Below are 24,022 nucleotides of genomic sequence, written 5' to 3'. Positions count from 1 at the left end.
CTTCCTCAGGCGGGTCCGGTCACGTCGGCGTCCACGGCTCGTAGTCGCCGGTCGCCTTGGCGCGATGGCTGCCGCGCAGCGGATGGCCGGGCGGCAGGTAGGCGTGCTCGGTCCCGGTCGGGTTGCTCTCGGGCGGCTGCTGCCAGGGGCGGCGGAACGGGCTGGCCTCGCCCGGCGGCTGCTGGGTGGTGTGGTGCAGCCAGCCATGCCATTCCGGCGGCACGCGGGTCGCTTCCGACACGCCGCCGTTGAACACCACCCAGCGCTTCTCGCGGCCGCCCGCACGGATCTTGCGGCTGCGGAAGTAGCGGTTGCCGAGCGCGTCATTGCCGACATGCGCGCCATGCCGCCAGGTGACGAAACGGAGATAGGCGCGGAGCCCGAATTCGGTCAGATCGAAGGCCATGGATCCGTGGACATACCGAGAGGCGACCCCAGGTCGCCGAACGGCGCGGACTATGGCATCGCCGACCGCCCGCGTCCAGTGCGCGCGCCGCCGCGCGGCCGGGGCATTTTCAAGGCAGCCGCGCAGGTGAAGAAACGCTCGCCTCCGGCATCGGCGCGGCCGGGCGCCGCGGGTCGGTCGCCGCCACGGCGATGCCGGCCGCGACCGTGGCCAGGCCCAGCAGCAGCGGCCAGCCGACCGGCTCGCCCAGCAGCAGCGTGCCGAACAGCGTGGCCACCACGGGGTTCACCGTGACCGAGATCGCCACCCGGGTCGGCGTGGTGCGGCCGAGGGCGAAGGACCACAGGAAGAAGGTCAGCGCGGCGCCGACCACGCCGAGATAGAGCACCACGGCCCAGCCGGCGGCGTCGAGGGCCGGCAGGGCCACCGGCCGTGTCGCCAGCGCCAGCGCCGCCAGGCCGCAGCCGCCCGCCGCCATGCCGAGCGCGGTGAAGGACAGGGCAGCGGACCGCCTGACATAGGCGCGCGACCACACATTATAGAGGGCGCCGCAGCCCGCCGCCCCGACCATCAGCAGATCGCCGCGCCAGGCCTGCGGCGGCGCGTCGGCCAGACCGGCCATCAATGCCAGCGCCACCCCGGCCATGGCGAGCAGGACGCCGGCCGCCTTGCGCCGGGTCAGCGCCTCGATCCCCAGCGCCGCGCCGGCGGCCAGGGTCAGCAGCGGCTGAGTCGATAGCGCCAGCGCCCCGCGTGCCGCGGTGGTGTGGGCCAGCGACGCGTTGAACAGGAAGGGGAAGGCTGCGAAGAACAGCAGCCCCAGCAGCGCCACCGCCGGCAGGTCGCGCCGCGCCGGCCAGGGCGCCCGCAGCGCCAGCACCACCGGCACCAGCAGGGCGCAGCCGATGCCGAAGCGGAACACGCTGAGCGTCGCCGGGTCGGTGGCGCCGATCACGAAGCGCGTCGCCACCACCGACGTGCCCCCCAGCGTGCTGGACGCCAGCGCCGCCATCACCCCGATCCCGTTCCGCGACATCCCCTGCCCCTTCCGCCATGCATAAGAAGGATAGGAGCCGCAGCCAACTTCACGGAAACGCATAACTGTGATCCACTGCATCACCATCCGTGATGAAGGAGCCGTGATGGAGGGGATCGTGCTGGACCCGGACCTGCTGCGCGCCTTCGTCGCCGTCGCCGACCATGGCTCGTTCACCCGCGGCGCCGCGGCGCTGAACCGGACCCAGTCGGCGGTCAGCATGCAGATCCAGCGGCTGGAGGCGGCGGTCGGCGCGCCGGTGCTGGACCGCACCCGCCGCAGCCTGCGGCTGACCCCGGCCGGCGAAGTCCTGCTCGGCTACGCCCGCCGCATCCTCGCGGTCTCGGCCGAGGCGGTGGGCCGGCTGCGCGACCTTCAGGTCGAGGGGGTGGTGCGGCTGGGCGTGATGGAGGATTACGGCACCCGGCTGGTGCCGCCGCTGCTGGCGGGCTTCGCCGCCGCCCATCCCCGCATCCAGGTCGAGATGGTGACCGGGCTGACCGGGCCGATGCTGCCGCGGCTGGGCGAGCGCTTCGACCTGGTGCTGGCGATGCACGCCGCGGGCGACGGCGGCGGCACCTTCCTGCGGCGGGAGCGGGCGTTGTGGGCCGCCGGCCGTGCCCTGGCGAGTGACGGCCTCAGCCCTATGCCCCTCGCCCTCTACCCGCAGGGCTGCCTGTTCCGGGCCTGGGCCATGGCGGCGCTGGACGGGGCCGGCCTGCCCTGGCGCCTGGCCTTCGTCAGCCACAGCCTGGCGGCGGTCACCGCCATCGCGGCGCAGGGCCTGGCCGTCACCGTGGTCAAGGCCGGGCTGTTTCCGCCGGAGCTGCGCCCGCTGGGCGACCGCGACGGGCTGCCGCCGCTGCCGGAGGCGGATATCCGGCTGCACCGGGCGCCCGGCCTGGCCCCGGCCGGCGCCCTGCTGGCCCGGCACTTGGCCGAAGGACTGGCCCTCCCCGAGCTCGCCGCGGCGATATAGTACTCTCGCTTACTTTCTCGTAAGCCCATTCGGTTTGCACCGCCTGCCCAATTGTTTTGCAGCGCACCAATTGCGCATTGCGGCGGAATTGCGACGAATTTCGCCAACCGAGGCGGAAGCTGGGCGCAGTGGGCGATTAATTGTCAGGCATTGCATCGCCTGCATTGCTGCGGTGCGATAGGCAGGGGTGGAAGCATGGCTAAGGTAAGCGCATATATCGGCTCGTGCAGTGAGACACACCGCACACCGCGCCGCGAACACCTCGCTGGTCGCGGCACGCCCAAAGAAGGAAGTCTGACGTGAACACCCTCATCAACAAGCTGGTCGCCGCCTGGGACCGTCGTCGTGCCTATGCTGCCCTGATGCAGCTCGATGACCGCCTGCTGGCCGACATCGGCATGAACCGCGGCACCATCATGGAGCGCCTCAGCCGCGCCGCCCGCGACACCAACATCGGCCATGCCGACGTTGCCAGCATGCTGCGCCCGACGGCCGTCGTTGCCGCCGCGAACGAAGATTCGGTCATCCGTCGCGCCGCGTGATCGGAGCGACTGGAGGCACCCTGTCCGACTCCTCCCCCGGACAAGGGTCGCGAAAACCCCGCCGAGCGTAAGCCGGCGGGGTTTTCTTTTGTCCGGACGCCAAGCCCGCCGCCCCCTGCCGCTCAGACGCCCTCGCTGCTCAGGCCGCCGAGACCCAGTTGACGATCAGCGAGGCCAGGCTGGCCGCCGCCGTCGCCTCGTCGACCCGCCCGCGGATCATGTCCCGCGAGATCGCGTCCGCCGCCCCGATGATGCCGACGCAGCGCAGATGCAGCTCCTCCTTCGGCACCGCCGAATAGGGCGCGAGCGCATCGAAGTAGAATGCGACATAGCAGTCGACCAGTTCCTGCTGATGGCCGCCCATCTCCTCGTCGCCCTGCAGCGCCGCCGCGACCGCGTGCCATTCCGGCCCGATCGAGGTGTAGCAGTCCATATAGGCCCGGGCGACCACCCGGGCGACATCCTCCAGCCGACGCGGCGTGCGCTGCAGCGCTTCGAGCAGCGCCGCGACCTGGCGGTCGTTGAGCAGGTCGTACAGCGCGATCAGCAGGCCGGACCGGGTCTTGAAATGCTCATAGGCGATCGGCTTGCTGACGCCGGCGCGCTCCGCCAGGGCGCCGAGCGTCAGGGCATCGGTCCCCTGCTCGCGCACCATCGCCTGCGCGGTCTCCAGCAGCTGGTCGCGCCGCTGCGCCCTGGGCAGCTTCATCCGATCGTCTCCTGCATCAGGCCGGATCCGCCCGCGAGGGCAGAGGGCCCGACAATCCTACCGATAGTATCTTACAAAGGGTAATCGGCCGTCCAGCGGCCCGGCCCCGGACCGCGGCAGCCCTCCCCGTCAGCGGCCGTTCCGCCCGCCCGGTGCGTCGTCGAAGGCCTGGGCCATCTTCGGCAGCCGGGCCGCCTGCAGGTTCGGCACCTGCCGCGGCGGATGGGGCACCGGCGTGTTGGGCGTGGCGGCGTCGAAGGCCTGCTGGGCGGCGGCGATCATCGGGCGGTTGCTGGTCGCCCAGGCGAACAACGATTTGAGTGGCACGATCAGGGTCTGGCCGAGATCGGTCAGCTCATAGTCCACCCGCGGCGGGATGGTCGGGAACACGGTGCGCGTCACCAGCCCGTCCCGCTCCAGCCCCCGCAGCGTCAGCGTCAGCATCCGCTGCGAGATGCCGCCGATGGTGCGGCGCAGCTCGTTGAAGCGCATCGGCCCGTCCGACAGCAGGCCGACCACCATCACCGTCCATTTGTCGCCGATCCGCGCCAGCACGTCGCTGATCGCGCGGCAGTCGCCATGCACATCGCTGTGACTGGGTTCCAAAAATGTGCCTCCTTGCGGGGATTCCGGGCAGTCATCAATTTAGCGTCGGTCACAAAATGTGACTGACCCGGGCCGAGGTCAATCCCGGCGTGCCGATTGGCCGCCCAGGGCCCGGGCCCCTTCCGAAGCATGAGGATCGATTTGCCCATGAGCCGCATCCTGTTCGTCACCTCGAGCCCGCGCGGCGCGGCCTCGCATTCCACCAAGATCGCCGAGGCGCTGGTCGACCGGCTGACGGCGACGGATCCGGCCGCCACGGTGGTCCGTCGCGACCTCGCCGCCGACCCGCTGCCGCATATCGGCGAGGACTTCGTGGCCGTGGCCGTCCTGGGCGTGGCGCCCGAGGCCCGCAGCCCGGCGCAGCACGCGGCCTTCGCCCTGTCCGACACTCTGGTGCAGGAGGTCCTCGCCGCCGACACCATCGTCATCGCCTCGGCAATGATCAATTTCGGCCTCGCCTCGACGCTGAAGAGCTGGTTCGACCACCTGCTGCGGGCCGGCGCCACCTTCAGCTACGGCGCCGACGGCGTGAAGGGCTTGGTCACCGGCAAGAAAGTGTATGTGGTCGAGGCCCGCGGCGGCATCTATTCCGAGGGTCCGGCCAAGGCCTATGACTTCCAGGAGCCCTATCTGCGGCATCTGCTGGGCTTCATCGGGCTGACCGATGTCGAGGTGATCGCGGCCGAGGGCGTCGCCTACGGCCCGGAAGCCGCGGAGAAGGCCGTGTCCGGAGCTCTGGCCAAGGCCTCCGCCGTCACCGCGCAGGCGGCCTGACCTCAGAATCGGGATCGGCCAGGAGCGGCTGATCCCGATCTCCCGGCGCCTAGCACACGGCCGCCGGCCCGTCCGATGCCAAGATCACGGGCCTGATGCCTCCAGCGGCTGGATTGGAGATGCGCGCGCGCCCATCATATCCGTGGCAACGAGCCGCAGCTTCGGCGCACCCATCCCGTCGCCACCACGGAGACCCTCCCATGGAATACCGTCAGCTCGGCGGATCCGGCCTCAAGGTTCCGGCCCTCAGCTTCGGCACCGCCACCTTCGGCGGCGCCAACGAGTTCTTCGAGCGCTGGGGCAACACCGACGTCGCCCAGGCCAGCCGCATGGTCGATCTGTGCCTAGAGGCCGGGGTCAATTTCTTCGACACCGCCAACGTGTACAGCCAGGGCGTGTCGGAGGAGATCCTGGGCCAGGCGCTGAAAGGCCGGCGCGACAAGGTGCTGATCTCGACCAAGGCCACCTTCGGGATGGGCGACGGGCCGAACGATGTGGGCTCGTCGCGCCACCACCTGATCCGCGCCTGCGAGGCCAGCCTGAAGCGGCTCGGCACCGACCATATCGACCTCTACTTCATGCACGGCTTCGACGCGATCGCGCCGGTCGACGAGACGCTGCGGGCGCTCGACGACCTGACCCGCGCCGGCAAGATCGGCTATATCGGCGCCTCCAACTTCTCGGGCTGGCACCTGATGAAGGCGCTGGCGACGTCCGAGCGCTACGGGCTGGCACGCTATGTCGCCTATCAGGGCTACTACTCGCTGATCGGCCGCGACTACGAGTGGGAGCTGATGCCGCTCGGCGTCGACCAGAAGGTCGGGCTGATGGTGTGGAGCCCGCTGGGCTGGGGCCGCCTGACCGGCAAGTTCCGGCGCGGCCAGCCGGCCGGGGCGGGCCGCGTCGCCTCCGGCGGCGATGTCGGCGGGCCGCCGGTCGACAACGAGTACCTGTACGACGTCGTCGACGCGCTCGACCGGGTGGCGCAGGAGACCGGCAAGACGATCGCGCAGGTGGCGCTGAACTGGCTGCTGCAGCGGCCGACCGTGGCCAACATCGTGATCGGCGCCCGCAACGAGGAGCAGCTGAAGCAGAATCTCGGCGCGGTCGGCTGGAACCTGACGCCGGAGCAGGTGGCGGTGCTGGACGACGCAAGCCACCGCACCCCGGCCTATCCCTACTGGCACCAGATCGGCTTCGAGCGCAACCCGAAGCCGACCGCCTGGACCAAGCGGGAAGGGTAAGGCTCGCATTGTAGGTTGGGTTCGCCCCGGCGAACCCAACATTGGCTCGATCGTCACGATGTTGGGTTCGCGAATCGCGAACCCACCCTACGGCCGCTCCCGCCCCTACGACACCGCGGTCAGCTTCGGCTTTCCGGTGACGGCGCCGAATTCGCCGGGATGCAGCTCATGCGCACCGGCCTTCTCGCCGTCGGCGCCGATCCCGAGCGCCGGGAACAGCAGCTCGGCCACGTTGTAGGCCTCCTCGAGATGCGGGTAGCCCGAGGCGATGATGGTCTCGATGCCCAGCGCCTGGTACTCGCGCAGCCGCGCCGCCACCGTCTCCGGATCGCCGACCAGGGCGGTGCCGGCGCCGCGGCGCACCAGCCCGATGCCGGCCCACAGATTCGGCCCGACCAGCAGCTTGTCGCGGCGGCCGCCATGCAGCGCCGTCATCCGCTTCTGGCCGACCGAATCCGACCCGTCCGCCAGCTTCTTCTGGGCCTCGGCGATCGCCTCGTCCGAGACGTCGCGGATCAGCCGCTCGGCCACCCGCCAGGCCTCGTCCTCGGTTTCGCGCACGATCAGGTGGATGCGCATGCCGAAGCGCAGGGTGCGGCCGCGGGCCGCCGCCCGCGCCCGCGCCACGGCGATCTTCTCCGCCACCTGCTCCAGCGGCTCGCCCCAGGTCAGGTAGGTGTCGACCTGGTCGGCGGCGAGGTCGAGCGCCGCGTCGGAGGAGCCGCCGAACCACAGCGGCGGATGCGGCCGCTGCACCGGCGGGAAGGACAGCTTGCCGCCCTTCACCTTCAGGAAATCGCCCTCGAAATCGACGGTGTCGCCGGACAGCAGGCCGCGCCAGATGGTCAGGAACTCCGCCGCCTGGGCATAGCGGGTGTCGTGGTCGAGGAAGACGCCGTCGCCGGCCAGCTCGGCCGGGTCGCCACCGACCACGACGTTGAGCAGCAGCCGGCCGTTGCTGATGCGGTCCAGCGCCGCCGTCTGCCGGGCGAAGAAGGCAGGCGTCGCCACGCCGGGGCGCAGCGCCACCAGGAAGCGCAGCCGTTCGGTCGCCGTCGCCAGCGCGGTGGCGGTGATCCAGGCATCCTCGCAGCCGCGGCCGGTGGGCAGCAGCACGCCCTTGAAGCCGAGCCGGTCGACCGCGGTCGCGATCTCTCTGAGATAGCGGAAATCGGCCGGACGGTGCCGGTCCTGGGTGCCGAGATAGGGGCCGTCGCCGCTGGTCGGGATGAACCAGAACAGGTCGAGCGGCTTCTGGGTGTCGGACATGGGCGGCGTCCTGATGATTGGGAAAGGCGGCGCTCAGAGACTGTTTGGAAATGCGCTGGTGTGAGTCGGCTGGCGGTGGTTTCGAGAACCGGCGCGCAGCGGACGTTTGGGTCCGTGAGCACCGGAAGCGCAGAAACCGCCGTCAGACGGCCACACCAGTAGCATTTCCAAACGGTCTCTCAGGCGCTCGGAGTCCAGACGATGTCCCGCACCGTGATCGGCCCCGGGATCAGCCCCAGCGCGGCGAAGCGATCGGCGATCTTCTGCTGCTGGGTCACGATCTCGTCGGTCAGCGGGCCGATGTGGAACGTGGCGCGGTCGACCGAGCGCTGCTCCGCCGCCAGGCTGATGCCGGTCTCGTCGGCGAACAGCTTCGCCACCTCCGGGTGATGCGCATCGGCCCAGGTGCCGACCCGGTTCAGCTCCTCGACCAGGCTGCGCAGGGCGCCGGGATGGTCGCTGGCGAAGCCCTTGCTGGCGAGGAAGTAGGAGTTCTGCGGCTCGACATCGGCGGAGGTGGTGATGACCCGGGCCGATTCCTCCTGCTCGGCGATGGCGAAATAGGGATCCCAGATCGCCCAGGCGTCCAGGCTGCCGCCGGCGAAGGCGGCGCGGGCATCGGCCGGGGCGAGATAGACCGGGGTGATGTCCTGCCAACCGAGGCCCGCCTTCTGCAGGGCCGCGACCAGGAAGTTGTGGGCGCTGGAGCCCTTGCCGACGGCAATGCGGGCGCCCTTGAGGTCCGCGACGGTCCTGGCCGTCGAGGTCTTCGGCACCACCAGCCCCTGCCCCGAACCGGCGGCCGGCTGGGCCGCGGCGTAGACCAGATCTGCCTGCGCCGCCTGGGCGAAGATCGGTGGCGTGTCCCCGGTGGCGCCGAAATCGATGCTGCCGGCGTTCAGCGCCTCCAGCAGCGGCGGGCCGAAGGCAAATTCGACCCATTCCACAGTGACGCCGAGCGGGCCGAAATGCCCCTCCAGCGACTTGCGGGTCTTGGCGACCAGCAGGATGCCGTTCTTCTGGTAGCCGATGCGGAGCGCCTTCGGCGCCTCCTCCGCCCGCGCCGGCCGGCCGGCGATCAGGGGGGCCGCGGCCGCGAGGGCCAGGGTGGTCGAGAGCAGCGTGCGGCGGGAAAGCATGTCCAGTTCTCCGGAAGGCCGGGCCGAGTCCAGGCCCGGCAGACCGGCGCCCATACATAATCTCTCAATCCGGACTGGAGTTCGTCAATCTGATTTTCAGTTGAAAATGTAAATTATCGATTTAACAACATAAATTATGAGTTATTTTGAGTAAGCTTCGTAGGTTGGGTTCGCTCTTGCGAACCCAACCTACACCTCGCGATGACGAAGTCGATGGCGCCTCTGGCTTACGCCGCCTCGGGCCGCGCCTCGGCGCAGGCCTCGGCCAGCCGTTCCGCCACCAGCCGCGCCAGACCTGCCGCGCCAGGCTGCAGCATCACCGCGAGTTCGCTCGGCGGCACCGGCGGGAACCCCTCCTCGGGACGCAGGAAGCGCAGGCCATCGGGAACGGCGCGTCCGGCCAGGATCCCGATGCCGAAACCGGATTCGATTGCCGCCTGCACCGCCGGCAGGTTCGAACCGGTGAAGGCGATGCGCCAGCGGCGGCCGGCGGCCTCCAGCGCATGGATCGCCCGCGCCCGGTACAGGCAGCCCTGCTCATAGGCCACCAGCGGCACCGGGTCGCCGTCCGGCACGCCATGGCGGCGGCTGGCAACCCAGGCCAGCGGCTCCGGCCAGGCGGCGAAGGCGGGGCCCGCGCCGGGGTCGCGCTTGAGCACGGCGACGTCGAGGTCGCCGGCCGCGAAGGCGCGGCGCAGCTCGATGCCATGGTCGCAGTGCACGTCGAGCCGCAATGTCGGCTTCAGCCGCGCCAGGCCGGACAGCAGCCCGGTCAGCCGCTCGGCGGCGAAATCCTCGCTCAGGCCCACCCGCACCACGGTGAGGCCGTCGGGCCGCCGCAGCGCATCCTCGGCCTCGTCGCTGAGGGCCAGGAGTCGGCGGGCATAGCCGAGCAGACGCTCGCCCTCCTCGGTCGGCACCACCGCGCGGCCCTGGCGGTCCAGCAGCGGCCGGCCGATCCCCTGCTCCAGCTTGCGGATCTGCTGGCTGACCGTCGACTGGGTGCGGTGCACCCGCTCGCCCGCCCGGGTGAAGCCGCCGGCATCGACCACCGAAACGAAGCTGCGCAACAGGTCGAGATCCAGCATGAGGCACCTATCTGCTTTTCCACTGAACATCATTTAACCATTGAATTTCTAAATAGTCACTCCGGCCTCTAAGGTGCAGCCGATCCAAAGGAGAGATCGACCATGCACGCCGCCTCGATCCCGGCTTCCGGCCGCAGCACCCTGGTGCGCTGGGGCTTTCCCGCCCTGTTCGTGGTGCTGTGGGCCTCGGCCTTCACCGCCGCCAAGGTGGCGGTGACCTACGCCCCGCCCTTCCTGCTGCTGTCGACGCGGTTCCTGCTGGCCGGGCTGGTGCTGGCCGGCCTGGCCCGGCTGTCGGGCCGGCGCTGGACGCTCGGCCCCGGCGCGGTGGCGCGCTTCGCCCTGCTCGGCATCGTCACCATGGCGGTCTACCTGGCCCTGTCCTATTTCGGGCTGCGGAGCGTCACCTCCGGCTTCGCGGCGCTGATCATCAGCATGAACCCGGTGCTGACCGCGGTGCTGGCGGCGCTGCTGCTGGGCGAGCGGCTGACCCGGACGAAGCTGGCCGGGCTGGCGCTCGGCGTCGTCGGCGTCGGCATCGTGCTGCAGAGCCGGCTCGGCAGCGGCATCGAGGGGCCGGTCGGCATCGCCTTCACCTTCGGCGCGCTGGTGGCGCTGTCGGCCAGCACCATCCTGTACAAGCGGATCGCGCCGCCATCGAACGGACCGTCCGGCGACCTCTGGTACGGCACCGCGGTGCAGACCCTGGCGGCCGGCATCGCTTTGCTGCCTCTGGGCCTAGCGCTGGAGCCGATGTCGGCGATCCGCTGGACGCCGGAGCTGCTGGCCAGCTTCCTCTGGCTCGCCCTCGCCGTCTCGCTCGCCAGCTACCTCCTGTGGTTCGACATGCTCGACCGGCTCGGCGCCTCGACCGCCAGCGCCCTGCACTTCCTGGTGCCGCCGATCGGCCTGCTGCTCGGCTGGGCCGTGCTCGGCGAGCATGTGCCGCCGCTCGACCTGCTCGGCGTGGTGCCGATCGCCCTCGGCATCCGGCTGGTCACCACCGCGCCGCGGCCGAAGGCCGGACGGTAGTCAGATCACCGTGTCCAGCGGCTGCGGCCGGGCGACCGCATAGCCCTGGGCCTGGTCGATCCCCATCGCCCGCACGATCTCCAGGGTCTCGGCATCCTCGACATGCTCGGCGGTGGTGATCGCCCCGAGCCGGTGCCCGATCGCGTTGATCGATTCGACGATGGCGCGGTCGACCGCGCTGCCCGCCACCTGGCGGATAAAGCCGCCGTCGATCTTCACCCCATCGACCGGGAACTGGCGGAGATAGCTGAAGGAGCTGAGCCCGGTGCCGAAATCGTCGAGCACGACGCGGCAGCCGGCGGCGCGCGCCCGGGTCACGAACTGCCCGGCCGCGCCCAGGTTGTTGATCATCGCGGTCTCGGTGATCTCGAGATGCAGGCGCCCGGGGTTGAGGCCGGAGACGAACAGCTCCTCCTTCAGGAACGGCCACAGGAACGGGTCGTTCAGCGAATTGGCGGACAGGTTGATGGCGATCGACAGGCCGGGGGCGGCCCGCAGGTTGGGGCCGTGGTCGCGCAGCGTGGTGCGGATCACCCAGCGGTCGATGCTGCCCATCAGGTCGTAGCGTTCCGAGGCCGGGATGAAATCCACCGGCTCGACGATGTTCCCGTCGTCGTCCTGCATGCGCAGCAGGATCTCGATGTGGCTCATCGGCACCGGGTTGGGCCCGAGGCTTCGGATCTCCTGCGCATACAGGCGGAAGCGGTTGGTCTCGATGGCGTTGCGGATGCCGGCCGCGATCTGGATCTCGCGGTGGTGGCGGCGGGCGGCGCTGCCGTCGCCGCCATAGATCGACACCCGGCCACGGCCCGCCGTCTTGGCGGTGTAGCAGGCGATGTCCGCCTGGCTCATCAGCTCGTCCGGGCGGCCGCCATCGGCGGCGACCACGGTCAGGCCGATGCTGGCGCCGATGTGGTAGCTCTTGTCGTCCCAGACGAAGCGCAGGCCGGCCACCGCGCGGATCACCTGGCGGGCCGCCGTCACGCCGTCGCCGACCGAGCAGTCGCGCAGCAGCAGGGCGAATTCGTCGCCTCCCAGCCGGGCCACCAGGTCCTCGGCCCGGCACCGCCGCCGCAGCAGGTTGGCGACGTCGCGCAGCAGGGCGTCGCCCGCGGCATGGCCGGCGCCGTCATTGACGATCTTGAAGCGGTCGAGGTCGATGCAGCACAGCACGTGCTCACGCCCCTCGCCGCGCCGGACCTGTTCGACCGCCTCGCGCAGCCCGTGCTCGAAGGCCATCCGGTTGGGCAGGCCGGTCAGGCTGTCATGGCTGGCGGAATGCGCCAGCGCCTGCTGCAGGGTGCGGTCGCGGGTGACGTCCTGGAACACCAGCACCGCGCCGATGATCTCGCCCGAGGCGGTGCGGACCGGTGCCGCGGAATCCCGGATGTTGCGGCGCTCGCCGCCCCGCCCCACCAGGATGGCGCCGTCGCTGACGTATAATGGCTGCATCCGCTCCAGGCAGATGCTGACCGGATCGGCGATTACCTCGCCGCTGGCTTCGTCGACGATCCGGAAGACGTCCGGCAGCGGCCGCCCCATGGCCTCGGCCGCCGGCCAGCCGGTCAGCTGCTCGGCCACCGGGTTCATGAAGGTGATCCGGGCCTCGGCGTCGGTGGAGATCACCGCGTCGCCGATCGAATGCAGGGTGATGCGCAGGCGCTCCTTCTCCTCGAACAGCGCCTCGGCCAGGTCCCTGTGGTCGGTGATGTCCCAGTTCATGCCGACGGCGCGGAGCGGGCTGCCGTCCGGCCGGCGGATCACCCGGGCGAGCGAGCGGATATGGCGGATGCCGCCCGTGCGCTGCGCCCGGATCCGGAAGTCGATGCTGAAGACCGAGGTCTCCTGCACCGCGATCTCGTACTCCCTCATCACCTTCGGGATGTCGTCCGGGTGCAGGAAGCCGATCCACATCGCCAGGGTCCCGTCATAGGTTCCGGGGGACAGGTCGTACAGCTCGTACATCCGGCCGTCCCAGCTGTAGTGCTCGGTGGCGAAGTCGAAGTCGAAGATGCCGACGCTGCCGACCTCCAGGGCCAGCTCCAGCCGCTCGTTCAGGGCGGCGACGCGCGCCGCGGCCTCCCTCTGCTCGGTGATGTCGAGATTGATGCCGATGCCCCGGCGCGCCTTGCCGGCCGGATCGCGCTGCACCTGGGCGACGGAATAGATGTGGCGCAGCTCGCCGGTCGGCCGGCGGATGCGGAACTCGCCCTCATAGGCCGAGGTCTGCCCCAGGGCGCGCTGCCAGTCCTCCGACACCTTCGCCACGTCGTCGGGATGGATCAGCGCGAAGGCCTCCGCCATGGTCCCGCCATAGGCGCCCGGCGCCACCCCGGCGCGCATCCCCTCCTGGCCGAGCCCATAGATCTCGTGCATCTCGGCATTGAGATTGTACATGTCGGTCACGAGATCGAGGTCCCACACCCCGATCCGGCCGGCCTTGACGGCGAGCTCGAGGCGTTCGCTGACCATCGCCAGCTGCTCCTCGATCTCCTTCTGCCGGGTGATGTCGGTGTTGGTCCCGACCATCCGCCGCGGCCGCCCGTCCGGCCGCCGCTCGACCACCTTGCCGCGGGCCAGGATCCAGACCCAGCGCCCGTCCCGGTGCCGCAGCCGGTAGTCCGTGTCGTAGATCTGGTCCCGGCCGCCGGCGAGGTCATCGAACGCCGCCAGCACGCGGCCGACATCGTCGGGATGCAGCCGGCGGCGCCACCACCGGTCCCCGACCTCGTCGATCTCCGCCTCGCGGAAGCCGAGCATGGCCCGGCACTGGCGCGACCGCCAGATCCGGCCACTTTCCACGTCCCAGTCCCATACCCCCTGCCCGGCGCTGCCGAGGGCGAAGTTCCAGCGCCGCTCATTGGCCAGCAGGTCGGCCTCGGCCCGCTTCTTCGGCCCGATATCGACGATCTGGTAGATGTAGAGGCTGGGCGCACCGGCCATGTCGCGCAGGGCGGAGACATGCGCCATGCCCCAGAAGACGCCGCCATCCTGGCGCAGGTAGCGCCGCTCCGCCCGGGCGGTCTCGATCTGGCCCCGCCGCAGCGCGTCGAAAGCGTGGAGCACCGCGGCCCGATCGTCAGGATGGACGATGTCGCCGACGGTGCGGCCGATACAGTCCTCCAGCGTGAAGCCGAACATGGCGCAGAAGGCCGGATTGGCGTGCAGGCAGCGACCGTCGCCCCCCGCAACCGCCATGCTCACCGCCGCATGGTCGACGATGTGGCGGGACAGATCCCCGCCTGCGGGAAAGCGCTTGCCCTTGCGCGGCCGGCCGGCTGCATCGCCCATGCATCAACGCTCGTTGCCACGAAAACATGCTCGTGGCAGGCATTGCATCAACGATAGGTCACCGTGACAAGGGGATGTGCGGCCGGCCGCCCGCACGAGGAGTGGATGATGGACCTGACGATGCGCGCGGCGACGGCCGCCGACCTGCCGGCGATCCTGCGGCTGCTGGCGGACGATCCGCTGGGCAAGAATCGCGAGACCGCCGTCGAGGCGCCCTACCGCGTCGCCTTCGACGCGATCGCAGCCGACCCGAACCAGGAGATGATCGTGGCCGAGGCGGACGGCGCGGTGGTCGGCTGCTTCCAGCTGAGCTTCCTTCCCGGCCTGTCGCGCCGCGGCGCATGGCGGGCGCAGATCGAATCCGTGCGCATCGACTCGTCGCTCCGCGGCCAGGGCGCCGGCCAGGCGATGATGGAGTGGGCGATCGCCCGCGCCCGCGACCGCGGCTGCGCCCTGGTGCAGCTGACCACCGACAAGCAGCGCGCCGACGCCCATCGCTTCTATGCCCGACTCGGCTTCGTCGCCAGCCATGAGGGGATGAAGCTGACCCTATAAACCCAGGCGGCGGCGGGCTTCAGTGCGCCGCTGCCCCCTGCTCCGCCACGCCGTCCTGATAGGCGGCCTGGAAGGTCTGCAGGTCGGACATGTCGACATCGGACACCGCCCAGAACTGCAGCCCCGCCCGGGTCCAGTGCAGCAGCCGGTATCCCTCCTCCGTCTCCTCGGTCACCGCGGCGTCCCGCACCCCCGGCTCGGGCCAGACGAACAGATTGATGATGTGCTCGCGCCGCCGGTAGACCAGCGCAGCGACCACCCGCCGGTCGAGATAATCCAGCCGCCCGCCCGCCAGCGGGAAGCCCTGCGGCGCGAGGTCGATCACCGGCGGCGCCGCGTCGAGCTTGCCGGCGAACCAGGGCTTGACCGTGTGCCGGTCCGACGACACCACGTCGGTCAGATGCTCGGCGAGCAGCGAGCGGACATGGCTGTCGACCAGCTGTTGGGTCAGGTCCTCGCCACCGCCCGGCATGAACAGGAGAAGCGCCATCGCCGTCGCCAGGATCGCCGCCCCGGCACCGCCCCAGCGCCACCCCTGGAGCAGGCGATGCCACCACGGTTCCGCCGGCACATCGGCCAGCGCCTCGATCCGCCGGCGCAGCGCATCCGGCGCGCGGTCGCGCATCTCGGGCCGGCGCAGCGCCGCCCGGATCGCCTGCTGGCGCTGGTATTCCGCGGCACAGGCCGGGCATTCCTTCATATGCGCTTCGAAGGCCAGGGCGCCGACGACATCGAGTTCGCCGTCGAGCATGCCGTGCAGCAGCACCGATTTGTCCGGGCAGCTCATTACTTCTCCTCCGCCTGGCGGGCCAGCCACGCACGCTTGACCAGCAGCCGGGCACGCGCCAGCCGGGACATCACGGTGCCGATCGGCACCTCGGTCACGGCCGCGATCTGCTGATAGGACAGGTCGCTCATCTCGCGCAGCACCAGCACCTCTCGGAACGGCTCGGGCAGGGCTTCGACCAGGCTGCGCACCACCGCCGCCTCGTCGATGCGGATCAGGGTCTCCTCGGGATCTTCCGGGGCCTGGCCCCAGGGATCGGTCGTGGCCTCGGCGATGGTCTCGTCGGGGTCCGGCAGCGGCTCGCCCTGCTGCGCCCGCCTGGCCCTGAGCCAGGCGTAGAAGCAGTTGCGCAGGATGGTCAGCAGCCAGGGCCGCGGGTCGCCGCCGCTGAAGCCGTCGAAATAGCGCAGGGCCCGGGCATAGGCCTCCTGCACCAGGTCATCGGCGTCGACCGGGTTGCGGGTCAGGTAGCGGGCGAGCGTATAGGCATCGTCCAGGCACGGCAGGACGGTGTCCCGGAACCGCTTCGCCGTCGCCACATCCGTCCTGCGCATGGGCCTTTCCCCGGCAGGGCGGGCCGCGCCATGCGACCCGGCCGCCGTCTCAGCATCATCCAGCCCCGCCATGGCGTCGAGCGGCCTCACCAGTTTGGGTCGGGTCACGGCGTTACGGTGATCCCGCCGGTCATGCGCAGGGGCGGCCACAGCAATACCCGATGGCGCCGGGCGCCGTGAAGGTCCGACCGAAGCGGCCGCCGGTGCCGAGCGCCGGGCAGCGCAGGGTGCCGTGTCGATTCATGCCGCCGGGCTGGTCGGCGTCATCGCGACGGGTCATCGGAGGTCTCCTGTCCGGACGGGATCGTCCGATGGTGGAGATCGCGGCCGGCCCCGGTTTATTCCCGACGCTCGATCGCCGCTGGACCGGCCCGGCCCTCACACAGCTCGCCGCCACCATGCTCAGGCTGCGATAGATGTGGGTTCGTCCTGGCCGTCGCGCGGAATGGACAAGGCCCGTCGTCCCCTCTACGGTCGGCGCCGATCGGATCGATTCGACACCGGGGGATGCATGCCCGAGATCGCTGTTTTCTCAGGCACCTCGCATCCCGCTTTGGCGGCCGAGATCTGCGCCGCGCTGGGCGTACCGCTCAGCCCCTCCCGGGTCCAGCGCTTCGCCAATGACTGCCTCGGGGTCCAGCTCCAGGCCAATTGCCGCGAACGCGACGTCTTCCTGGTCCAGACCCTCAGCCCGCCGGTGCAGGAGCATCTGGTGGAGCTGCTGCTGATGATCGACGCGGCCCGCGGCGCCTCGGCGTCGCGCATCACCGTGGTGATGCCGCACTACGCCTATGCCCGGTCGGACAAGAAGGACGCGCCGCGGATCTCGATCGGCGGCCGGCTGGTGGCCGACCTGCTGGTCGCGGCGGGGGCCGGCCGGGTGCTGACCACCACGCTGCATTCACCGCAGGTGCACGGCTTCTTCAGCGTGCCGGTGGACCATCTGCATGCCCTGCGCGAGCTGGCGGGCCATTTCCGCCGCTACGACATGGCCAACGCCGTCGTGGTCTCGCCGGATCTCGGCTATGCCAAGGAAGCGACCGCCTTCGCGCGGCTGCTGGGCGCGGGCGTGGCCATGGGCGCCAAGCAGCGCTACGAGAACGACCGGGTCGAGATCAGCGCCATCATCGGCGAGGTGCGCGGCAAGGATGTCATCGTCATCGACGACGAGATCGCCAAGGGCAGCACGATCCTGGAGCTGCTGGGCCATCTGCGTCGCCAGGGCGCCCGGTCGATCCGCGTGGCCTGCACCCATGGCCTGTTCTCCGGCGGCGCGCTGGACCGGCTGGGCGGCCAGAACGACATCCTGGAGATCGTCTGCACCAACACCGTCCCGGTGAACGGCGCCGGGCACCATCCGAAGCTGACCGTGCTGTCGATCGCACCTGCGATGGCGGAGGCGATGCGCCGGATCCATGCCGGCGCATCGGTCAGCGAGCTGTTCCACGCCTAGACTGTCCTCCCTCGAATCTGCCGTGCCGGTCGCCATGCCCTCGCCCAAGCTCGTGCCCGAGCTTTACGTCTCGGAGATCGGCCACAGCCGACGCTTCTACACCGGGGTACTGGGCTTCGCCGTGCTCTACGACCGGCCGGAGGAGCGCTTCGCCTGGCTCGACCGCGACGGCGCCGCGCTGATGCTGGAGCAGCCCGTGGATGCCGGGCGCACCTGGCTGGCCGGGCCGCTGGAGCCGCCCTATGGCCGCGGCATCAACCTCCAGATCGAGGTGGCGGATGTCGACGCCCTGCACGCCGCCGTGCTGGCGGCCGATGCCCCGCTGATGCTGCCGCTGGAGGAGCGCTGGTACCGCCGCGGCGACAGGGAGGTGGGCAACCGCCAGTTCGTTGTCCGCGACCCCGACGGCTACCTGCTGCGCTTCTTCCAGGATCTCGGGTCGCGACCGGCGGGCGATCGCTGATGCTGTTCAAGCGCACCGTCCTGGGCCGGATCGCCGCGGGTGACGTCACCCTCGCCTTCCGCCGCTGGCGCCGGCCGACCGTGCGGGCCGGCGGCACGCTGACGACGCCGGCCGGGGTGCTGGCGATCGAGTCGGTCGAGATCGTCGCCGCCGACCGCATCACCGCGGCCGAGGCGCTGCAGGCCGGCTTTTCCTCCCGCGACGACCTGCTGGCCGGGCTGGCCGGAGCGGAGGGCGAGTTCTACCGCATCGCCTTCCGGCTGCAGGGCGCGGATCCGCGCGCGGCGCTGCGCGAGCAGGACGACCTGACGCCTGAGGATCTGGCGGCGCTGCGCCAGCGGCTGGAGCGGCTGGACCAGTCCGGCCGGCATGGCGCCTGGACCTGGGCACTGCTGCGGCTGATCGCGGACGGACCGGGCATTCGCGCCGCCGATCTCGCCGCCCGCTGCGGCCGCGAGACCCTGACGTTCAAGACCGATGTGCGCAAGCTGAAGGCACTGGGCCTGACCGAGAGCCTGGAGGTGGGCTACCGCCTGTCGCCGCGCGGCCGGGCGCTGCTCGACCAGGGGGCGGACGGATAGCCCGGCGGCACCGGCTCAGGCCGATTTGTGCTCCAGCGCGAACATCTGCTCGAACTGCGCGATCGTCTCCTCCTGCTCCGGCGCCAGGGTCCGGAAGATCGTCGCGGCGAAGGCGATCGGCGCCGTTCCCGGTGCAGTGATCACTTGCCCATCGCCGACGCTGGGCCGGTCCTGGTAATGCGCCTGGCCGCGATAGGCCGGCGCGTACTTGGTCAGGAATTGCAGGCTGTTGCTGGTGTGGGGCCGGTCGTCGAGCAGGCCGGCCTGGGCCAGGGCCAGCGTCCCGGCGCAGATCCCCGCGGTCGGTCGGCCCGCCCGGGCCCGGGCCTGCACCGCCGCCGTCACCGGCGAGAGCGGGCCTTGCTGCCACCACACGTCGCTGCCGACCAGGATCAGCATGTCGGCGGCGAGCGGATCGAGATCGCCGAGGGTCCGGTCGGGTTGCAGCGTCAGGCCGCCGATCGACCGGACCGGGCGGCCGTCCAGGGTGGCGGCCGTGACCTCGGCCCCGCCCAGCCATTCGCGCAGCCCGGCCAGCGCCGGCCCCGCCTCCCAATCCGCCCAGCCGTCCAGGAACAGTGCGACGACGGTCTTGGCCATGGTCTCCTCCCGAGAAAGTTCCTTCTTTGTTCCTATCACGAATCCCGCAATCCGACCACCCTCACGCGCCCCTTGCTTGACGCCCCTCGCCCGCATCCGCATCGTCGCGGCAGCTTTCGGACGGAGTCGGCGAGGTCGTTTTGCACGGCGCCAGCCTGGGTGAGGACGGAGGGGCGAAGCTGACATTGCGGCCGGCGACGGCGGCGGATGCCGGCGTGCTGGCGGCGATCCACCGCCGGGCCCGCGAATCGGCCGGCATTCCCAACCTGCACAGCCGCACCGCGATCCGGCGCTTCCTGCTGCACACCGCCACCCGGTCCCAGGTGATGATCGCCTGCCGCGACGGCGCGCCGGTGGGCTACGCCGCGCTCCACAATGGCTGGCTCGACCAGCTCTACATCCATCCCGACCACCACCGCCGCGGCATCGGCCGGGCGCTGCTGGCCTGGGCCCGGCGCGAGAGCCCGGAGCTGCGGCTCTACTGCTTCGCCCACAACGCCCGCGCCCTGGCCTTCTACCGTGCCCATGGCGCCGTGATTCTCAGTGAAGGCGACGGCTCCGACAATGACGAGGGGCTGCCCGACTTGCTGCTCGGTTTCTCCGGAAACTGAAGGAATCCGGCCAAGTCGGTGATTCCCATAAGGAATCCGCATGCGGAACGATCCTCGGTTGCATAACAGGAGGCTTGCACGCGCCACGGAACTGACACAATATGTGGGGCCTGAGCGTGATTTGTCGCCCACCCCTAGGGTCCGCCACAGACTCGGAATCGTGGCATCCCTTTGGATTGTGACAGCGCGCCCGGCCGATGAGCCGAGGTTTTTCGCGGCTCACCGGAAATAGTCACCGGTTCTTCACTGGCTATTCACTGGTTTGTCCACATGGTTTTCCACAGGGCCAGCAAATTTTTGAATTACAATGCTTGTTTTGCACCTGCTTTTGACTGGATATGACGGTTCCTTGACTACGGCGTGACGACTCGCCGGTACTGAGTCATCGATGGTTTCGGCACGGGGATCGCGGTCCCCGATCGGGTTCAGGCGGGGGTCGCGTTGCGGCGCGACCGGCAGAAGGAGACGGGGGACATGCGGATCGAACGGCGCTTCACGGCCGAAGGGCGCGACGCCTATGACGGGATCGAGTTCCGGTCGGCCACCAGCGAGATCCGCAACCCGGACGGCTCCGTCGTCTTCCGCCAGACCGACATCGAGGTGCCGGCGGACTGGAGCCAGGTGGCCTCCGACATCCTGGCCCAGAAGTACTTCCGCAAGGCCGGCATCCCCGCCCGGCTGAAGCGCGTCCGCGAGAAGGGCGTGCCCGAGTTCCTGTGGCGCAGCGTGCCCGACGAGAAGGCGCTGGCCGAGCTGCCGGAGGCCGAGCGCGTCGGCAGCGAATCGACCGGCCGCCAGGTGTTCGACCGCCTGGCCGGCACCTGGGCCTATTGGGGCTGGAAGGGCGGCCTGTTCGACTCGGCCGACGACGCCCGCGCCTATTTCGACGAGATGCGCTACATGCTGGCGCAGCAGATGGCGGCGCCGAACAGCCCGCAATGGTTCAACACCGGCCTGCACTGGGCCTATGGCATCGACGGCCCGGCCCAGGGCCACTGGTATGTCGACGACAAGACCGGCGAGCCGCGCCTGTCCGACAGCGCCTATGAGCGGCCGCAGCCGCATGCCTGCTTCATCCAGTCGGTCTCGGACGACCTCGTCAACGAGGGCGGCATCATGGACCTGTGGGTCCGCGAGGCCCGGCTGTTCAAATACGGCTCCGGCACCGGCTCGAACTTCTCCAAGCTGCGCGGCGAGGGCGAGCGCCTGTCCGGCGGCGGCCGCTCCTCCGGCCTGATGAGCTTCCTCAAGATCGGCGACCGCGCCGCCGGCGCCATCAAGTCGGGCGGCACCACCCGCCGCGCCGCCAAGATGGTGACGGTCGACATCGACCACCCCGACATCGAGACCTATATCGACTGGAAGGTGATCGAGGAGCAGAAGGTCGCGGCCCTGGTCGCCGGCTCCAAGCTCGCCCGCCAGCACCTCAACGAGGTGATGGAGGCGTGCCACGGCGTCTCGGATGCCGAGACGGGCGACCGCTTCGACCCGAAGCAGAACAAGGCGCTGAAGCGCGCCATCATCGGCGCCCGCAAGGCGATGCTGCCGGAGAACTACGTCCAGCGCGTCATCCACTTCGCGCGCCAGGGCTACACCGGCATCGAGTTCAAGGTCTACGACACCGACTGGGATTCGGACGCCTACCTCACCGTCTCCGGCCAGAACTCCAACAACTCCGTCCGCCTGACCAACACCTTCCTCGAGGCGGTGCAGCAGGACGGCGACTGGCAGCTGATCCGCCGCATCGACGGCAAGGTCTCCAAGACCCTCAAGGCCCGCGACCTGTGGGAGAAGATCGGCCATGCCGCCTGGGCCTCGGCCGATCCGGGGCTGCAGTTCGACACCACGATCAACGAGTGGCACACCTGCCCGGAATCGGGGCGGATCAACGCCTCGAACCCGTGCTCGGAATACATGTTCCTGGACGACACGGCCTGCAACCTGGCGTCGCTGAACCTGATGACGTTCCGCCGGGCGGACGCCTCCTTCGACGTGCCGGCCTTCGAGCATGGCTGCCGGCTGTGGACCATCACGCTGGAGATCGCGGTGATGATGGCGCAGTTCCCGAGCCGGGAGATCGCGCGCCTGTCCTACGAGTTCCGCACCCTCGGCCTGGGCTACGCCAATATCGGCGGCCTGTTGATGGCGTCGGGCATCCCCTATGACAGCGAGGATGGCCGCGTCCTGTGCGGCGCCATCACCGCGCTGATGACCGGCGTCGCCTACGCCACCTCGGCCGAGATGGCGAAGAGCATCGGCCCCTTCCCCGGCTACCAGAAGAACGCCGCGGCGATGCTGCGCGTCATCCGCAACCACCGCCGCGCCGCCTATGGCGAGAGCGGCGGCTATGAAGGCCTGTCGATCACCCCGGTGCCGCTGGACGCCGATGCCTGCCCGGACCAGGACCTGGTCGCGGCCGCCCGCCGCGCCTGGGACCGCGCGCTGGGCCTGGGCGAGGCGCATGGCTACCGCAACGCCCAGTCCACGGTGATCGCGCCGACCGGCACGATCGGCCTGGTGATGGATTGCGACACCACCGGCATCGAGCCCGACTTCGCCCTGGTGAAGTTCAAGAAGCTGGCCGGCGGCGGCTACTTCAAGATCATCAACCGGGTGGTGCCGGAGGCGCTGCGCGTCCTTGGCTACGGTGACGACCAGATCGACGCCATCATCCGCTACGCCGTCGGCCACGGCACGCTGGAGAATTCCCCGGCGATCGGTTGGGCCGCGCTGAAGGCCAAGGGTTTCACTCAAGGAGCGATCGACGCGATCGAGCTGGGCACCAAGGCCGCCTTCGACATCAAGTTCGTGTTCAACCGCTACACCCTGGGCGACGATTTCCTGACCGGGACCCTGGGCGTGCCGGCGGCCGCACTGGACGACATCTCCTTCGACCTGCTGTCGCATCTCGGCTTCACCAAGGCGGAGATCGAGGCGGCGAACACCTTCTGCTGCGGCGCCATGACCCTGGAGGGCGCGCCGGAGCTGCAGGACGAGCACCTCGCGGTGTTCGACTGCGCCAACCCCTGCGGCCGCATCGGCAAGCGCTTCCTGTCGGTCAACAGCCACATCCGGATGATGGCAGCGGCGCAACCCTTCATCTCGGGCGCCATCTCCAAGACCATCAACATGCCGAACGCGGCGACGGTGGAGGACTGCAAGGACGCCTACCTGCTGTCCTGGCAGCTGTGCCTCAAGGCCAACGCCCTGTACCGCGACGGCTCGAAGCTGAGCCAGCCGCTGAACTCCTCCCTGCTCGACGACGACGACATCGAGGAGGAAGAGAGCCTGGTCGAGCGCATCATCGAGGCCCCGTCCGGCGCCCGCGCGCCGATGGTGGCGGAGCGGATCGTCGAGCGGGTGATCGAGCGGATCGTCGAGAAGAGCGGCGTCCGGGGCAAGCTGCCGCACCGCCGCAAGGGCTACACCCAGAAGGCGATCGTCGGCGGCCACAAGGTCTACCTCCGCACCGGCGAATACGACGATGGCAAGCTGGGCGAGATCTTCATCGACATGCACAAGGAAGGCGCCGCCTTCCGAAGCCTGATGAACAACTTCGCCATCGCCATCTCGATCGGGCTGCAATACGGCGTGCCGCTGGAGGAGTTCGTCGAGGCCTTCACCTTCACCCGCTTCGAGCCCTCGGGCCCGGTGCAGGGCAACGACGCCATCAAGATGGCGACCTCGATCATCGACTACATCTTCCGCGAGCTGGCGGTGTCCTATCTCGACCGCACCGACCTGGCCCATGCCACGCCGGACGACCTGACGCCGGACACGGTCGGCAAGGGCGTGACCCGCGACGACGGCAAGACCCCGGCGACGGCGGATGCAACGCCGATCCGCAAGGTCGCCTCCACCGGCTTCGTCCGCGGCAACTTCCGGGTGTTCGAGGGCGGCAACGTCCGCGACCTCGCGGTGGCCCGGATGACCGAGGTGCAGGAGCTGGTGACGGAAGCCGCGACGGCCTTTGCCACCGAAGGCGCCACCGCTTTGGCGCCGGAGCCGGTCAAGCTGCGCGCCGCGGCGCTGGGCAGCACCGCCGATGTCCGGCTGGCCAAGATCCGCGAAGCCCGGGCCAAGGGCTATGAGGGCGACCCCTGCCCCGAATGCCAGAACATGACCCTGGTGCGGAACGGCACCTGCCTGAAATGCGAGACCTGCGGCGGCACCACCGGGTGCTCCTGAGCCCGGCGGGCTGGCTCTGGCGGTTTTCCTGCCGCCAGAGCCAGCCCGCAACGCAGCTTTCCTTGCCAAATCGCCGTATTCGGCCTACGCAGCCGATCCCGCCCCGCATGGGGCA

The 24,022-nt window shown here is 70.0% G+C and carries 23 protein-coding genes; 11 read left to right on the top strand and 12 right to left on the bottom strand.

Annotated features, from left to right (window positions below):
- Positions 1 to 19: 19 nt before the first annotated feature.
- Positions 20 to 406: an NADH:ubiquinone oxidoreductase subunit NDUFA12 gene (locus E9232_RS17675; RefSeq protein ID WP_309795940.1), complete on the bottom strand. Its 387-nt coding sequence runs from the start codon at positions 404 to 406 to the stop codon at positions 20 to 22.
- Positions 407 to 515: 109 nt separating this feature from the next.
- The gene (locus tag E9232_RS17670) at positions 516 to 1,442 is read right to left on the bottom strand and encodes a DMT family transporter (RefSeq protein WP_309795938.1); all 927 of its coding nucleotides are present in this window, start codon (positions 1,440 to 1,442) and stop codon (positions 516 to 518) included.
- Positions 1,443 to 1,548: 106 nt separating this feature from the next.
- On the opposite strand from E9232_RS17670, the gene E9232_RS17665 reads away from it, so the two are divergent.
- Together E9232_RS17665 and E9232_RS17660 are read left to right on the top strand one after the other, a co-directional pair.
- Complete coding sequence (locus E9232_RS17665) at positions 1,549 to 2,421, top strand: LysR family transcriptional regulator (protein ID WP_309795937.1); 873 nt, start codon at positions 1,549 to 1,551, stop codon at positions 2,419 to 2,421.
- Positions 2,422 to 2,720: 299 nt separating this feature from the next.
- Positions 2,721 to 2,963: a DUF1127 domain-containing protein gene (locus E9232_RS17660; protein ID WP_309795935.1), complete on the top strand. Its 243-nt coding sequence runs from the start codon at positions 2,721 to 2,723 to the stop codon at positions 2,961 to 2,963.
- Between the two features lie 139 nt (positions 2,964 to 3,102).
- On the opposite strand, the gene E9232_RS17655 is transcribed toward E9232_RS17660, so the two are convergent.
- Together E9232_RS17655 and E9232_RS17650 are read right to left on the bottom strand one after the other, a co-directional pair.
- Positions 3,103 to 3,672 (bottom strand): TetR/AcrR family transcriptional regulator, encoded by a 570-nt coding sequence (locus E9232_RS17655; protein WP_309795933.1) that lies wholly within the window; start codon positions 3,670 to 3,672, stop codon positions 3,103 to 3,105.
- A 129-nt stretch (positions 3,673 to 3,801) separates the two neighbouring features.
- Entirely contained in the window at positions 3,802 to 4,278 is a 477-nt protein-coding gene (locus E9232_RS17650; RefSeq protein WP_445351989.1) for a winged helix-turn-helix transcriptional regulator, read from the bottom strand.
- Between the two features lie 147 nt (positions 4,279 to 4,425).
- On the opposite strand from E9232_RS17650, the gene E9232_RS17645 reads away from it, so the two are divergent.
- Positions 4,426 to 5,052 carry an FMN-dependent NADH-azoreductase gene (locus E9232_RS17645; protein ID WP_309795931.1) on the top strand — a complete coding sequence of 209 codons (627 nt, stop codon included), beginning with the start codon at positions 4,426 to 4,428 and terminating at the stop codon, positions 5,050 to 5,052.
- Between the two features lie 200 nt (positions 5,053 to 5,252).
- Positions 5,253 to 6,296, top strand: a complete 1,044-nt coding sequence (locus E9232_RS17640; RefSeq protein ID WP_309795929.1) for an aldo/keto reductase — start codon at positions 5,253 to 5,255, stop codon at positions 6,294 to 6,296.
- Between the two features lie 105 nt (positions 6,297 to 6,401).
- Here E9232_RS17640 and ssuD read toward each other — a convergent pair whose 3' ends face one another.
- From ssuD to E9232_RS17625, 3 genes are all read right to left on the bottom strand, one after another.
- A complete protein-coding gene (gene ssuD / locus E9232_RS17635) occupies positions 6,402 to 7,565 on the bottom strand; it encodes an FMNH2-dependent alkanesulfonate monooxygenase (protein WP_309795927.1) in 1,164 nt (387 codons plus the stop codon).
- Positions 7,566 to 7,744: 179 nt separating this feature from the next.
- Positions 7,745 to 8,704, bottom strand: coding sequence for an aliphatic sulfonate ABC transporter substrate-binding protein (locus E9232_RS17630; protein WP_309795926.1), 960 nt, complete (start codon positions 8,702 to 8,704; stop codon positions 7,745 to 7,747).
- A 227-nt stretch (positions 8,705 to 8,931) separates the two neighbouring features.
- Positions 8,932 to 9,792, bottom strand: a complete 861-nt coding sequence (locus E9232_RS17625; RefSeq protein WP_309795923.1) for a LysR substrate-binding domain-containing protein — start codon at positions 9,790 to 9,792, stop codon at positions 8,932 to 8,934.
- 102 nt (positions 9,793 to 9,894) lie between these two features.
- Here E9232_RS17625 and E9232_RS17620 point away from each other — a divergent pair, with 102 nt between their 5' ends.
- The gene (locus tag E9232_RS17620) at positions 9,895 to 10,824 is read left to right on the top strand and encodes a DMT family transporter (protein WP_309795921.1); all 930 of its coding nucleotides are present in this window, start codon (positions 9,895 to 9,897) and stop codon (positions 10,822 to 10,824) included.
- Here E9232_RS17620 and E9232_RS17615 read toward each other — a convergent pair whose 3' ends face one another.
- Entirely contained in the window at positions 10,825 to 14,115 is a 3,291-nt protein-coding gene (locus E9232_RS17615) for a bifunctional diguanylate cyclase/phosphodiesterase (protein WP_309795919.1), read from the bottom strand. It abuts the gene before it with no gap.
- Positions 14,116 to 14,220: 105 nt separating this feature from the next.
- Here E9232_RS17615 and E9232_RS17610 point away from each other — a divergent pair, with 105 nt between their 5' ends.
- Positions 14,221 to 14,670 carry a GNAT family N-acetyltransferase gene (locus E9232_RS17610; RefSeq protein WP_309795916.1) on the top strand — a complete coding sequence of 150 codons (450 nt, stop codon included), beginning with the start codon at positions 14,221 to 14,223 and terminating at the stop codon, positions 14,668 to 14,670.
- A 19-nt stretch (positions 14,671 to 14,689) separates the two neighbouring features.
- Here the strand turns inward: E9232_RS17610 and E9232_RS17605 are convergent, their stop codons facing one another.
- The 3 genes from E9232_RS17605 to E9232_RS17595 all read right to left on the bottom strand — a co-directional run bounded on the left by E9232_RS17605 (position 14,690) and on the right by E9232_RS17595 (position 16,291).
- Positions 14,690 to 15,457 carry an anti-sigma factor family protein gene (locus tag E9232_RS17605; protein ID WP_309795914.1) on the bottom strand — a complete coding sequence of 256 codons (768 nt, stop codon included), beginning with the start codon at positions 15,455 to 15,457 and terminating at the stop codon, positions 14,690 to 14,692.
- Complete coding sequence (locus tag E9232_RS17600) at positions 15,457 to 16,011, bottom strand: sigma-70 family RNA polymerase sigma factor (protein ID WP_309795912.1); 555 nt, start codon at positions 16,009 to 16,011, stop codon at positions 15,457 to 15,459. The genes E9232_RS17605 and E9232_RS17600 overlap by 1 nt, the downstream gene beginning before the upstream one ends.
- 130 nt (positions 16,012 to 16,141) lie before the next feature.
- The gene (locus tag E9232_RS17595) at positions 16,142 to 16,291 is read right to left on the bottom strand and encodes a hypothetical protein (protein ID WP_309795910.1); all 150 of its coding nucleotides are present in this window, start codon (positions 16,289 to 16,291) and stop codon (positions 16,142 to 16,144) included.
- A gap of 231 nt (positions 16,292 to 16,522) precedes the next feature.
- On the opposite strand from E9232_RS17595, the gene E9232_RS17590 reads away from it, so the two are divergent.
- Genes E9232_RS17590 through E9232_RS17580 form a run of 3 tightly spaced genes read left to right on the top strand, consistent with a single transcriptional unit; the run spans position 16,523 to position 18,508 of the window.
- Positions 16,523 to 17,464, top strand: a complete 942-nt coding sequence (locus tag E9232_RS17590; RefSeq protein WP_309795908.1) for a ribose-phosphate diphosphokinase — start codon at positions 16,523 to 16,525, stop codon at positions 17,462 to 17,464.
- 34 nt (positions 17,465 to 17,498) lie between these two features.
- Positions 17,499 to 17,927, top strand: coding sequence for a bleomycin resistance protein (locus E9232_RS17585; RefSeq protein ID WP_309795907.1), 429 nt, complete (start codon positions 17,499 to 17,501; stop codon positions 17,925 to 17,927).
- Positions 17,927 to 18,508 carry an ASCH domain-containing protein gene (locus E9232_RS17580; RefSeq protein WP_309795905.1) on the top strand — a complete coding sequence of 194 codons (582 nt, stop codon included), beginning with the start codon at positions 17,927 to 17,929 and terminating at the stop codon, positions 18,506 to 18,508. The genes E9232_RS17585 and E9232_RS17580 overlap by 1 nt, the downstream gene beginning before the upstream one ends.
- 15 nt (positions 18,509 to 18,523) lie before the next feature.
- Here E9232_RS17580 and E9232_RS17575 read toward each other — a convergent pair whose 3' ends face one another.
- Complete coding sequence (locus tag E9232_RS17575; protein ID WP_309795903.1) at positions 18,524 to 19,108, bottom strand: DJ-1/PfpI family protein; 585 nt, start codon at positions 19,106 to 19,108, stop codon at positions 18,524 to 18,526.
- A 140-nt stretch (positions 19,109 to 19,248) separates the two neighbouring features.
- Here E9232_RS17575 and E9232_RS17570 point away from each other — a divergent pair, with 140 nt between their 5' ends.
- Positions 19,249 to 19,719 (top strand): GNAT family N-acetyltransferase, encoded by a 471-nt coding sequence (locus E9232_RS17570; protein ID WP_309795902.1) that lies wholly within the window; start codon positions 19,249 to 19,251, stop codon positions 19,717 to 19,719.
- Between the two features lie 474 nt (positions 19,720 to 20,193).
- Positions 20,194 to 23,907 carry a vitamin B12-dependent ribonucleotide reductase gene (locus E9232_RS17565; protein ID WP_309795900.1) on the top strand — a complete coding sequence of 1,238 codons (3,714 nt, stop codon included), beginning with the start codon at positions 20,194 to 20,196 and terminating at the stop codon, positions 23,905 to 23,907.
- The last annotated feature ends 115 nt before the right edge of the window (positions 23,908 to 24,022 follow it).

Origin of the sequence: Inquilinus ginsengisoli, from assembly GCF_031453975.1 — a bacterium.
Taxonomy (GTDB): domain Bacteria; phylum Pseudomonadota; class Alphaproteobacteria; order DSM-16000; family Inquilinaceae; genus Inquilinus; species Inquilinus ginsengisoli_A.
Note: the sequence above shows the minus strand (reverse complement) of the source record. Positions and strands in the feature narration are given on the sequence as shown.

What these genes read in the sequence shown, in the direction of transcription:
- E9232_RS17600 (WP_309795912.1), bottom strand. Translation starts at nt 16,011, where the DNA reads ATGCGCAGGACGGATGTGGCGACGGCGAAGCGGTTCCGGGACACCGTC.
- E9232_RS17645 (WP_309795931.1), top strand. Translation starts at nt 4,426, where the DNA reads ATGAGCCGCATCCTGTTCGTCACCTCGAGCCCGCGCGGCGCGGCCTCG.
- E9232_RS17580 (WP_309795905.1), top strand. Translation starts at nt 17,927, where the DNA reads ATGCTGTTCAAGCGCACCGTCCTGGGCCGGATCGCCGCGGGTGACGTC.
- E9232_RS17585 (WP_309795907.1), top strand. Translation starts at nt 17,499, where the DNA reads ATGCCCTCGCCCAAGCTCGTGCCCGAGCTTTACGTCTCGGAGATCGGC.
- E9232_RS17665 (WP_309795937.1), top strand. Translation starts at nt 1,549, where the DNA reads ATGGAGGGGATCGTGCTGGACCCGGACCTGCTGCGCGCCTTCGTCGCC.
- E9232_RS17655 (WP_309795933.1), bottom strand. Translation starts at nt 3,672, where the DNA reads ATGAAGCTGCCCAGGGCGCAGCGGCGCGACCAGCTGCTGGAGACCGCG.
- E9232_RS17630 (WP_309795926.1), bottom strand. Translation starts at nt 8,704, where the DNA reads ATGCTTTCCCGCCGCACGCTGCTCTCGACCACCCTGGCCCTCGCGGCC.
- E9232_RS17590 (WP_309795908.1), top strand. Translation starts at nt 16,523, where the DNA reads ATGCCCGAGATCGCTGTTTTCTCAGGCACCTCGCATCCCGCTTTGGCG.
- E9232_RS17595 (WP_309795910.1), bottom strand. Translation starts at nt 16,291, where the DNA reads ATGACCCGTCGCGATGACGCCGACCAGCCCGGCGGCATGAATCGACAC.
- E9232_RS17675 (WP_309795940.1), bottom strand. Translation starts at nt 406, where the DNA reads ATGGCCTTCGATCTGACCGAATTCGGGCTCCGCGCCTATCTCCGTTTC.
- E9232_RS17640 (WP_309795929.1), top strand. Translation starts at nt 5,253, where the DNA reads ATGGAATACCGTCAGCTCGGCGGATCCGGCCTCAAGGTTCCGGCCCTC.
- ssuD (WP_309795927.1), bottom strand. Translation starts at nt 7,565, where the DNA reads ATGTCCGACACCCAGAAGCCGCTCGACCTGTTCTGGTTCATCCCGACC.
- E9232_RS17605 (WP_309795914.1), bottom strand. Translation starts at nt 15,457, where the DNA reads ATGAGCTGCCCGGACAAATCGGTGCTGCTGCACGGCATGCTCGACGGC.
- E9232_RS17615 (WP_309795919.1), bottom strand. Translation starts at nt 14,115, where the DNA reads ATGGGCGATGCAGCCGGCCGGCCGCGCAAGGGCAAGCGCTTTCCCGCA.
- E9232_RS17610 (WP_309795916.1), top strand. Translation starts at nt 14,221, where the DNA reads ATGATGGACCTGACGATGCGCGCGGCGACGGCCGCCGACCTGCCGGCG.
- E9232_RS17575 (WP_309795903.1), bottom strand. Translation starts at nt 19,108, where the DNA reads ATGGCCAAGACCGTCGTCGCACTGTTCCTGGACGGCTGGGCGGATTGG.
- E9232_RS17565 (WP_309795900.1), top strand. Translation starts at nt 20,194, where the DNA reads ATGCGGATCGAACGGCGCTTCACGGCCGAAGGGCGCGACGCCTATGAC.
- E9232_RS17620 (WP_309795921.1), top strand. Translation starts at nt 9,895, where the DNA reads ATGCACGCCGCCTCGATCCCGGCTTCCGGCCGCAGCACCCTGGTGCGC.
- E9232_RS17670 (WP_309795938.1), bottom strand. Translation starts at nt 1,442, where the DNA reads ATGTCGCGGAACGGGATCGGGGTGATGGCGGCGCTGGCGTCCAGCACG.
- E9232_RS17625 (WP_309795923.1), bottom strand. Translation starts at nt 9,792, where the DNA reads ATGCTGGATCTCGACCTGTTGCGCAGCTTCGTTTCGGTGGTCGATGCC.